The organism is Christiangramia lutea (assembly GCF_022489035.1).
In the GTDB taxonomy this organism is placed as follows: domain Bacteria; phylum Bacteroidota; class Bacteroidia; order Flavobacteriales; family Flavobacteriaceae; genus Christiangramia; species Christiangramia lutea.
Genome location: NZ_JAKVTV010000016.1, coordinates 1 through 3,260 on the forward strand (window position 1 = coordinate 1; position 3,260 = coordinate 3,260).

Below are 3,260 nucleotides of genomic sequence, written 5' to 3' on the forward strand. Positions count from 1 at the left end.
GAGCGAATTGTTGAGAAGGGTAAGAGTAAGAAGCTAGCATTAATAGCCGTATGTAATAAGCTCCTGAAACAGGCATTTGCCATCGCCAAATCAGGAACCTATTACCAAGAAAATTATTTATCGAAATTAGCTTAAAAGGACTTGGATTTTACCTTAGTTCTTTGTTGGCAAACGTTTATTTTAGTAATTCTACAAATCCATTATCGGTCGATGCTTCTGAATCTATAGCGAAGTAATTTTCATATACAGTATAGGAATCAGAACTGTCATTATAAATCCACCTAAAATCTGAAATAACACCTACGAAGGAATAATTATCAAAATTCCTATATGGGAATTCTATATAATTTGTATCCGTATCAATTTCCCGAATAATTAGTGAATCTTCTTCTCTTTGTAAATAAGTAAGTGTTATCTCTCTTTTATTTTTTATTGATGTACAATCTTGAGGTGTAAAAAAACTAATTTCACCTTGAATTAAAGAGTCTTTAAATCCTTCAATTTTTAATTCATAAAATTTACTTTTTGTAGGATCAATTACTCCATTATTATAAACTTTAAGTTGGTTTATTAGAGTATCACTTTTCTTGCTTACGTATGCTTCTATTTCCTGTATTGTATTATTATCTATTTGAGTTTTCCATCCTATTTTTTGATAGAATTTAGTTGTGTCTATTGATAAATTTTCTGCTAAATCATCTTTTTCTGGTCTACAATTATTAAAAAGATTTTTATCCTCTAATTTTATTTGATCAATATTATTCCGAATTTGATTTTCTGAATAATTTTCTACTAGATTTCCAATATAACATTCACATAAATCTTTACTCTCACTAAGATTCTTCGATTTTAGCTCTTTATGCATACAACCAGCCATCATTGATTTTTGAAAGACAGTTTCTCCAAAAACTAGATTGTACCTAAAAATTACAATTGCCATGAGAGCGAATAAAGTAAGTATTAATCCTATTATTATTATTTGAATTCGATTCATTCAGATAAATGTTTGCCAACGGTCCCGGTTACCGCAAGTTGCGGGAGTAAGGACGCGGATTTGTCGGCTTAGTTGTTTAATAATTGGTCTCTAAAATAACAGTTTTTAGTCAACAACCCGTTATTTGCGGTGAACCGTTGTTGTGTGCTGTGCTTTTAATGTGAAATTACTTTTAATCCAACTACCGAACAAACTAAGGTTGATATAAAAAATATTCTCCAAAAATTAACTGGATCCTTAAATAATACAATTCCAACTAATACAGTTCCTACTGCACCAATTCCAGTCCAAACCGCGTACGCAGTTCCAATTGGTAAAGTTTGAGTGGCCTTTATTAAGAGTCCCATACTTATACCTAGATTTATAACAAATCCCGTGTACCACAAATACATCTCTGAACCTATAGTTTCTTTAGCTTTACCTAAACATAAAGCAAATCCTACTTCAAATAATCCTGCTAATACTAATAATATCCAGTTCATCTTTTTTTTTGACAAATTTCCTCATTGTAGTTGAGGGAAAATTTTACAAATGATAAAAAATGAATTTAATTTTTCTCGGCTCGAATTCTACTAAGACTCACTTGAGTAATACCTAAATAAGATGCTATATGACCTAATTGAACACGTCTTATTAAATCGGGATTATTTTCTATTAATTCTTTATATCGATCTTTTGCAGTTCTGAATTGTCTTGAAATAAGTCTCTTTTCTGTTTTTATTAATTCTTGCTCTGCAAATTTTCTACCCCAATTGGCAATATGAATATCTTCTTTAAAAAGTTTTCTTAAATAACTAATATCAACTTTATAAAACTCGGAATCTTCAAGAACTTCGATATCTTCATACCCTTTATTATTTGCTACATAACTTCTCATTGAAATTACCGTATCGCCTTCTTTACCGAACCAGAATGTGATATCATTATCTGAAGTTTTAGTATAAGCTCGTACTATTCCTTTCTTTATGAAGTATATTTCTTGAACAATCTTATCTGCCTGAAATAATATTTCACCTTTTTTATAATTGACTTCATCAATGGATTCTATAATCTTTTGTTTGGCTTGGTCGGGAAGTTTATAAACTTTGTCTAGAATCTCATCAATTTTCATTTTACCTAAAAATTTGTTGAAGCATTGCACACAACGGTCTCGGCTATCGCCAGTTGCGGGAGTTGGGACGCGGAGTTGTCGGCTTATTTGTTTTATTTCCTGGTTTCTAAAATTACACATTTTCGACAAATCCCGTTATTGGCGATGAGCCGTTGTTGTGTGCTGTTTTTTTACTTCGATAACTGGTAATTAGTTACCAATACAGAAGCAGAAATATGTAGAATTCTTTCCAATTCTCTAATCATATCTACAGTCAATCTTTTCTTTTTATTCAGGATTTCTGAAACTCTACTTTTTCCACCAATTACTCCAACTAAATCTTTTTGTTTAAGATTCATTTCTTCCATTCTGATTTTTATTGCTTCAATTGGATCTGGAGCTTCAATTGGATAATGTTCATTTTCGTAATTGTCAATTAACATTGAAAGAATTTCTGCTTCGTCTCCTTCTGGTGAGTTAGCAGGAGCATCAAATATTACCTCAAGCCTTTCTAAAGCTTTCTCGTAATCTTTTTCGTTTTTTAAAGGTTTAATATTCATAACTCTTAATTTTAAATTGTGTCAGCATCTATTTTACCATATTCTGCGTGTGTTCCAACAAATCTTATAAAGGCCCATTGTCTATCGTAATTGAATTTTACGATTAATCTATATGAGTTTCCTTTAATGTTGAAAACCACTCTACTATCTTTTAAAATGCTGGCATTTATATAAGTTTTCTTAATATCATTCGGAGAATTCCAATTGGAAGTTTTAGCTGTTTCATACCAGGTTTTTAAATACTGTTCTGAATCAGAATGCTTTTCCCAGAATTCTCTTAATGTCTTCTTTGAAACTATTCTTTTCATTCTAAAAAATCTAGAACAAAGATAATTAAAGTTCTCTATTTTAGAACTTTTAAGCAGAAAACTTTATGAAAAAAATTGCATCACAACGGTCTCGGTTATCGCCAGTTGGCGGAGTAAGGGACGCGGATTTGTCGGCTTAGTATTGGTTCGTTGGTCAATTTAATTATTTTCTTTCTAACGCTGCCGCTTATTGGCGATGAACCGTCTTAAGTTTAATTTCTCTAAATTTTGAATGTATAACCAGAAAGAACAAAAGAGAGGAATAAGGTTACATGAACCGTGGGAACTTGAGATTCCGTCAACAATGA

General features: G+C 31.3%; 5 protein-coding genes and 1 pseudogene. 1 reads left to right on the forward strand and 5 read right to left on the reverse strand.

From position 1 onward, the window contains the following. Positions 1 to 135: pseudogene (locus tag ML462_RS15875) on the forward strand (IS110 family transposase); the annotation flags it as partial. 40 nt (positions 136 to 175) lie between these two features. Here the strand turns inward: ML462_RS15875 and ML462_RS15880 are convergent. From ML462_RS15880 to ML462_RS15900, 5 genes are all read right to left on the reverse strand, one after another. Next, complete coding sequence (locus ML462_RS15880) at positions 176 to 994, reverse strand: hypothetical protein (RefSeq protein WP_240714816.1); 819 nt, start codon at positions 992 to 994, stop codon at positions 176 to 178. Between the two features lie 155 nt (positions 995 to 1,149). Next, complete coding sequence (locus ML462_RS15885) at positions 1,150 to 1,476, reverse strand: DMT family transporter (RefSeq protein ID WP_240714817.1); 327 nt, start codon at positions 1,474 to 1,476, stop codon at positions 1,150 to 1,152. Between the two features lie 65 nt (positions 1,477 to 1,541). Further along, positions 1,542 to 2,105, reverse strand: a complete 564-nt coding sequence (locus ML462_RS15890) for a Crp/Fnr family transcriptional regulator (protein WP_240714818.1) — start codon at positions 2,103 to 2,105, stop codon at positions 1,542 to 1,544. 170 nt (positions 2,106 to 2,275) lie between these two features. After that, positions 2,276 to 2,644, reverse strand: a complete 369-nt coding sequence (locus ML462_RS15895; protein WP_240714819.1) for a helix-turn-helix domain-containing protein — start codon at positions 2,642 to 2,644, stop codon at positions 2,276 to 2,278. A gap of 11 nt (positions 2,645 to 2,655) precedes the next feature. Beyond that, a complete protein-coding gene (locus ML462_RS15900) occupies positions 2,656 to 2,952 on the reverse strand; it encodes a type II toxin-antitoxin system HigB family toxin (protein WP_240714820.1) in 297 nt (98 codons plus the stop codon). Positions 2,953 to 3,260: the final 308 nt, after the last annotated feature.